Source organism: Ideonella sp. P3_A4 (assembly GCF_056403075.1).
In genome coordinates, this window is the sequence record NZ_JBFUGE010000300.1 from 1 (window position 1) to 7,473 (window position 7,473).

Genomic DNA, 7,473 nt, shown 5'->3' on the forward strand with positions numbered 1-7,473 from the left:
TCAAGACCGTCGTGCCATCTGCAAGCAGGCTGGGACGCTTCTTGCATCCGCCGGCGCGAGCTTCAGTGCGCCCACCGGCTTGCCGGTCGCCATGGGTCGCCAATGGCCCGCTGTCGTGTACGGCGCGGTGACTGCGGCGTCGGCGCTGCGCCGTCAAGACCGTCGTGCCATCWGCAAGCAGGCTGGGACGCTTCTTGCATCCGCCGGCGCGAGCTTCAGTGCGCCCACCGGCTTGCCGGTCGCCATGGGTCGCCAATGGCCCGCTGTCGTGTACGGCGCGGTGACTGCGGCGTCGGCGCTGCGCCGGCCTCGGCGCTGAACTCGACGACGCTCACGGCCTGACAGGGGCATTCACGCTGCTCGGCAGCTTCATCGACGGTGGCATCTGGATCGCCGACGGCACGCTCCTCGTGATGGCGCGGAAGAAGCCCTGGGGTCGCGTGCTGGTGCGCCCGTTCGCATCTTGCGATGACCGACTGTGCGCTGCTGGTGCTGGCGTTGCACTGGGCACCCGCACGCGCGACGCCAAAGACCCTGGCGGTGCCGATTGGTGCATCCGACGCGCCTTCAGCCGCGTAATGGCTGCCAGCGACTGGCTGCACGAATTCTTCAAAAGGCTTCCCATGAACTCCTCGTCGACGCTCTACACATTGAAAGGCGTGACTTCGGCCGTCGCTCTGCTTGTCTTGCCGCTCGGCACGCAGGCACAGGCGACCAGCCCTGACGCCGCCGACCTTGAGCAGACGCAAGTGGCGGCCGCCAGCGCGCAGCGCGTCGAGGTGACCGGCCGGCACTACGACAACGCAGTGGGCACGTCCGACTCGGCGTCGCAAGGAACGATCCGCGCCGAGCTGTTGAAGAGCCGCCCCGCACTGCGGCCCGGTGAGGTGCTGGAGTTCGTGCCCGGTGTCATCGTCACTCAGCACTCGGGCGACGGCAAAGCGAACCAGTACTTCCTGCGTGGCTTCAACCTCGACCACGGAACCGACTTCGCGACCACCGTCGCCGGCATGCCGGTCAACATGCCCAGCCATGGTCACGGCCAGGGCTATTCGGACCTGAACTTCTTGATCCCCGAACTGGTCGACCGCATCGAATACCGCAAGGGGCCGTACTTCGCGACCCATGGCGATTTCGCCTCCGCCGGCGCAGCCGACATCCACTACGTGCAGACGCTGGCGCAGCCGTTTGCACAACTGACGCTGGGTGAGAACGGCTATCAGCGTGGCGTGGGCGGCGGCTCATTGACGCTCGGCTCCGGCCTGCGCTTGCTTGGCGTAACCGAATTAATGCGCAACGACGGGCCATGGACCGTGCCTGAAGGCTTGCGACGGGTCAACGCAGTTCTGGGCCTGAGCCGGGGCGACAAGGCGCAGGGCTTCAGCCTCGGCCTGATGGCCTACGACGCACGCTGGACCTCGACCGACCAGATCCCGCAGAGGCTGATCGACGAGGGCAGCTACAACGGCCAGCCCTTCGGCCGCTTCGATTCGCTCGACCCGACCGATGGCGGCCGAACCTCGCGCAGCAGCTTGAACGGGGAATGGCGCGGCCCGCTGTGGAGCGGCGATGCGCGCGTGTCCGCCTACGCGATGCACTACACGCTGGCGCTGTACTCCAACTTCACCTATGCGCTCGAACGGCCGGACACCGGCGACCAGTTCGCGCAGAAGGACAAGCGCAATGTCTACGGCCTGTCCGCCAGCCAGGCCTGGAGCCACAGCCTCGCCGGGCTCGACGCACGCACCGAGCTGGGACTGCAGATGCGCCATGACCGGGCCCGCGTCGGTCTGTACACCACTCAGGCGCGCCAGACCTTGGGCACCACGCGGCTCGACGACGTGGACGAGACCATGACCGGCCTGTACGCGCAGACCTCGCTGGCTTTCAGCGAGCACCTGCGCGGCGTGTTCGGCCTGCGCTGGGACCAGGGCGATTTCAAGGTCACTGGCCAGTCGTCGGCGCTGAACTCGGGCCATGCCCGCGCGGACCAGGTCTCGCCCAAGCTGGCCCTGGTGGCCGGGCCGTGGGCCAAGACCGAGATCTTTTTCAATGCCGGCCGCGGCTTCCACAGCAACGATGCGCGCGGCACCACCGACCCGGTCGCAGCGGTGCCTGGCTTGGTCAGCTCACGCGGTTGGGAGCTGGACCTGCGCACCGAAGCGCTGCCCGGCCTGCAAAGCTCGCTCGCGCTATGGAAGCTCGACTTCGACTCCGAATTGGTCTACGTGGGCGACGCCGGCGCCACTGAGGCCAGTGCCGGCAGTCGGCGCCGCGGCATCGAGTGGAATAACCGCTACACGCCCGACGCGCACTGGCTGTTGGACGCCGACTTCGCCTGGACGCACGGGCGCTTCACCAACGGTGACCGGATCCCGAACGCGGTCGACGCCGTGGCCTCGGTGGCGGCGACGCTGAAGGACCTCGGCCCCTGGTCGGCCAGCCTGCAGTGGCGCTACCTCGGCGCCGGCGCGTTGATCGAGGACAACTCGCAGCGTTCGCATCCCTCGTCGACCTTCAACCTGCGCGCCACGCGCCAATTGCGCGACTGGATCGGTTGGCCGGCCGAACTGACGCTGGACGTCTTCAACCTGCTGAACGCCAAGGTCAACGACATCCAGTACTACTACGAGTCGCAGCTGCCGGGCGAGGCAGAGCCAGTGGCCGGCCGGATCGTGCACCCGGCCGAGCCTCGCACGCTGAGGCTGACCCTGCGCGCGAACTTTTGAAGGCACCAGCGCCGCCGCGAACGAGGTCCGCGGCAAGTTTGGTCGTGCGGGCCCCGTCGAGATCCAGGCCATCGCACAGCTGCCATGCGACCTATCAGCGGCCCTACGCTCGGCACGTGCACTCACTCCCCGCCGCGCACACCCGTGTGAAGGACCACCGGGATCGAGTTTTGCCAAGCAGGGAAAGCCTATGTTTGGCGGTGTACAGACAGCGGCAGACCCCTGACGGGTCGTCCGTTGGCCTGTTCACTCTTGATCGATGTCCTAGCAGGAGAAATTCATGAGCCTTGGCACCATTTTGCTGATCGTGCTGGTCCTGTTGCTGGTCGGTGCGATACCGGCCTGGCCGCACAGCTCCTCTTGGGGCTACGGCCCGAGCGGCGCCCTGGGATTGGTCGTGCTGGTCGTTCTCGTGCTGTTGCTGACCGGCCGACTATGACCGGGGCGTGACCGACCGCGGCCGGTGTGTGCGTTGGCGCACCRACCCGGCAGACAAGTTGCGCTACAAATGAGCAGCACGACGAACCGCCCTGGCCGGCACTGCTGCTGCCGGCGCTCCCATCATGCCCTTGACATCTGACTCACGGCCTCTTGGCGGACGGTGCACGCTGACCACCGAATCGACAGGGAATGAGCACATGTCACTGGACAGCACGCGCCCCGCCGCCAGCCGCCCTCCCCACCTGGGTCTCGTCGAGGCGGTCAACAGCCGCGACAGCCTGCATGGCGACGTCGCCGACCTGCTGCATGCCATCGTCGAAAGCACCGCGCCTGGCAGCCACCAACCGGAATCGCGCGCCCTGGCCAAGCGCACCCACGCGTTGGCACTCGAATGTGCCGCTGCACTGAATCAGCTTCAAGCCACGCTGGCGCTCGAACGCGACGGCCAGCGCAGACTTGAGTACGAGCTGGGTGAAGCCCGCGCGGCGCTGGAACGAGCCCAGCAGGATTTCGAAGACAGCCAGGCCGGCGAATTGCACGCCCGCCACCTGTCATTGCACGACGAACTGACCGCGCTGCCGAACCGCCGGCACTGCCGCGAGCGGCTGGACGAAGCCCTGGCGCTGGCAGCCGCCCGCCGGACCTCGGCCGGGCTGCTGTACCTGGACCTGGACGGGTTCAAGGCGATCAACGACCGCTTCGGGCACGAGACAGGCGACGAGGTGTTGCGCATCGTGGCGGCCCGTCTTAGCCGCGCGGTGCGGGCCGGAGACATCATCTGCCGCCTGGGCGGCGACGAGTTCGTCTGCCTGCCGTCCGGCCCGCTGGGCGGCCCGCAGCTGGCCCACCTGGCCAGCAAGCTGTTCGACGCCGTGTCGGCACCGCTGGCCCTCAACGGCCGGCACCTCGAGGTTCGGCCCAGCATCGGCGTGGCCATCTTCCCCATGCACGCCGACAACACCGAAGCCCTGCTCAAGGCCGCCGATGCCGCGATGTACCGGGCCAAGCAACAACACATCGGCTTCGCGTTCGCCGAGCGCTCCAACGTGGTCGGACTGCGCTGATCGCGCAGCAACCTGGTGCCCTGTCCCGCAGCGAGCGGGGGGCTCACGTGATTGGAGAAGAACCTTGCCCGTTCCCCCGCGTCCGAACACCCGAGCCGGCGTCCATCAAAGCCACGAGGAATGTCCGGCCACCCGGGTCGGCGCTGAATGTGGCGTGGACGACGTGCGGATCACCCGTTCGCCGGGTCAACTGCAAGGAACAGGCCCGGGCCTCATGCCCCACGCTGACGCGCGCCAGCTGCAAGCGCAGCAAGTGGGCGCTCTCAGGCGTTAAGAAGCTGCACAGCGATTGGCCGACCAGCGCGTCGCACTCTGATTCCAGCAACGCAGCGCCAGGAAGATTGAGTTCGTGCAAGGCCCCGACCAGATCGACGGTGAAACAACCCACCGGCATCGCGTCGTAAAGCTGAATTTGCCTTTGCAGCGATGATTCCAGCTCGGCCCGCGAAGCGCGAAGCTCTTCCGCCTGCAACTCGACCTCGACCTGATGCACCTGCAACTCGTGAAGCAGCGCCAGTGCATCGGCCGCGGTCGACGGCGAAGAGGCCAGCTCGTGAAGTACACCGAAAGCCGCCGCGGCGCCTTCATGGACGCCGGCCGGGACGCGCCCGGTCAATTGCGAGACGGCCCGCGTACGAAGGTCCGTCGGGTTGCCTGATCTGCTGATTGAGTTCGGCACGGTAAGCGCCCTTTCCGGGCCGCTGGGTTGCTGCCCTTTTTCGACTCTACTCCTTGCGCAAGCGGGATTCGAGTTCCTTGGCGGTGGTGATGTCGACGAAGGTGATCACCGCGCCCTGGATCACGTTGGCCAGCGTGCGGTAGGGCATGATCCGCACCGAATACCACTGCCCGTCGTTGGTGGCGATCTCCTTTTCAGAGAAGGCCAGCGTGCGCAGCGTCTCTTTCGCGTCGGCGAACAGCTGCGGATAAACCAGCGTGGTGGCCAGATCGCTGAGCGGGCGGCCGACATCGCCTTCGCGCAGGTGGATCACCCGCGTGATCTGGTCGGTGAAGCGCCGAACGTTCAGGTCATTGTCGAGAAACAGCGTCGCGATGTCCGTGCTGTTGAGCAGGTTCTGCATGTCGCTCTGCGCTAGCGCGAGATCGTCCAGCTTGGACTGCAGCTCGTTGTTGATCGTCTGCAGCTCCTCGTTCATCGACTGCGCCTCCTCTTTCGAGGTGGTCAGCTCCTCGTTGGCCGACTGCAACTCTTCGTTGGTCGATTGCAGCTCTTCGTTCGAGGCCTGGAGCTCTTCCTGCGACGCATGCATCTCCTGGCGCAACGCGCGGATCTCCTCTTGCGCGCGGATCAACTCTTCGCCAATCACGGGGTCGATCGCCCCGGCCGCGCGCTTTCGGCGCCCGCGCGCCGCTGGCGCAACGACGTCGCGAAACACGATCATCGCCATGCTGTCGAGCGCCTTGGGCTCCTGGATGCCCTGCACGGTGATGTCCACCATCGCCTCTTCTGCCTCGTCGAGCCTGAGGCCGCGCAGTTCGACGGTCTTCTTCTCGAGCAAGGCGGTCCGCAAGGCCACCGCCAGTTGCGCGCGGATGCCCGGCCGCGCCATGACGTGAATGTTCCAGTTGGCCTTGCCCGCCGCGGGCTCCAGGTACTTGCCGGTACGCCCGCTGATGTAGATGACGTCGCCGCCTTCGTTGACCAGCACGGCCGGTGGCGAGAACGCATTCAGCAGCACTTGGTCGGCAAGTGACTGCAGGTTGGCGGGGGCTGCGCTTGTTGGGGACACGTTCGATTCCTGCGCCTTCGTTGGCGGCGGTGAGCGGCGATGGATGGGGAAGTGCACCGTGCCGGCACCCGCGCCATTGTCGCTTCGCCAGTACGTGCGCGATTTCGGCAGCACCGAGGCGAACATGGACTGCGCGCGCCCAACTGTCTCGGATCCGCCCAGTAACAACACGCCGCCTGGCGTCAGGCTGTAGTGGAACAGCGGCACCAGCCGCTGCTGCAGCGACGCGCTGAAGTAAATCATCAGGTTGCGGCACGACAAGACGTCCAGCCGTGTGAACGGCGGATCGAGGATCACGTCGTGCTGCGCGAACAGCACCATCTCGCGCAGGCCCTTGTCGACCAGGTAGTCGCCTGCATGCGCGCTGAAGAAGCGCGCCAGCCGTTCGGGCGACACGTCATGCGTGATCGACGCGGGATAGACGCCCTTGCGAGCCGCCGCGATGGCGTCTGCGCTGAGGTCGGTGGCAAAGATCTGCAGGCCGGTGGCCGCGTATTCGGGCTTGGTGCCAGCCACCTCCTTGAACACCATCGCCAGCGAATAGGCTTCTTCGCCGGTCGAGCAGCCCACCACCCAGGCCCTCAGCTGGCGCCCTTCCCCGGCGTGGCGAGCCAACACGACGGGCAAGACCTTGTCCTTCAGCTCCTGCCAGACGGACGCGTCGCGGAAGAACGAGGTCACGCCAATCAGCATTTCCTTGAACAGCAGGTCCAGCTCCTGCGGGTTCTCGCGCAGGAACGCCTCGTAAGCGGGCATCGTGTCCAGGCCGTGCACGGCCATGCGGCGTTCGATGCGCCGAACCTGGGTGCTCGACTTGTACAAGCTCAAGTCACGCTTGCTGCGCTGGTGCAGCAGTTCCAGGATCGCGCTCAAAGTCGAATGGTCGCGCCCGGCGTCGTCCGGGGGCGGTGCCACCGCCGCAGACGAGGCCGGACCCACTACGCTCAGGATGCGCCCGGGCAGTTCGTCGGGCGGCGCGACGATGTCCACGCAACCGGCAGCGATGGCGCTCTTGGGCATCGAATCGAACTGTGCCGATTCGGGCTGCTGCGCCAGCGTCAACCCGCCTTGCGTCTTGATCGCTTGCAGGCCCATCAGCCCGTCCGAGCCCATGCCGGACAGCACCACGCCAACGGCCCGTTCGCCCTGGTCCCGCGCGAGCGAGGCAAACAACACATCGATCGGCAGCCGCATGCCCCGCGGCTGCATCGACTCGGCCAGATGCAGCATGCCGCTGACCACCGTGAGTTCGGCGTTGGGCGGGATCACATAGACCCGGTCGGGCTCGACCCGCTGCGACTGGGTCGCCTCGCGCACCGGCATCGCCGTCGACCGCTGCAGCAACTCGCCCAGCATCGCCTTGTGCGTCGGGTCCATGTGCTGCACGACGATGTACGCCAGCCCGCTGTTGGCCGGCACATGGGCGAGAAACTGCTCCAGCGGCTCCAGACCGCCGGCCGACGCGCCGAGCCCGACGACGCGTATGGG

Annotated in this window: 6 protein-coding genes; 4 read left to right on the top strand and 2 right to left on the bottom strand. The window is 66.7% G+C overall.

The features are described 5' to 3' along the window. From AC1DYI_RS21980 to AC1DYI_RS21995, 4 genes are all read left to right on the top strand, one after another. On the top strand, positions 1 to 319 hold a 319-nt coding region (locus tag AC1DYI_RS21980), incomplete at its 5' end, for a hypothetical protein (protein WP_477206263.1). Between the two features lie 304 nt (positions 320 to 623). Continuing rightward, positions 624 to 2,729, top strand: coding sequence for a TonB-dependent receptor (locus tag AC1DYI_RS21985; protein ID WP_477206264.1), 2,106 nt, complete (start codon positions 624 to 626; stop codon positions 2,727 to 2,729). Between the two features lie 280 nt (positions 2,730 to 3,009). Next, entirely contained in the window at positions 3,010 to 3,168 is a 159-nt protein-coding gene (locus tag AC1DYI_RS21990; RefSeq protein ID WP_477206265.1) for a DUF3309 family protein, read from the top strand. A gap of 199 nt (positions 3,169 to 3,367) precedes the next feature. Further along, on the top strand, positions 3,368 to 4,234 hold the full coding sequence (locus tag AC1DYI_RS21995) for a diguanylate cyclase domain-containing protein (protein WP_477206266.1): 867 nt from the start codon (positions 3,368 to 3,370) through the stop codon (positions 4,232 to 4,234). A gap of 43 nt (positions 4,235 to 4,277) precedes the next feature. Here the strand turns inward: AC1DYI_RS21995 and AC1DYI_RS22000 are convergent, their stop codons facing one another. Continuing rightward, positions 4,278 to 4,727, bottom strand: coding sequence for a hypothetical protein (locus tag AC1DYI_RS22000; RefSeq protein ID WP_477206267.1), 450 nt, complete (start codon positions 4,725 to 4,727; stop codon positions 4,278 to 4,280). A gap of 232 nt (positions 4,728 to 4,959) precedes the next feature. After that, a partial coding sequence (locus AC1DYI_RS22005; protein WP_477206268.1) for a chemotaxis protein CheB occupies positions 4,960 to 7,473 on the bottom strand: 2,514 nt, incomplete at its 5' end.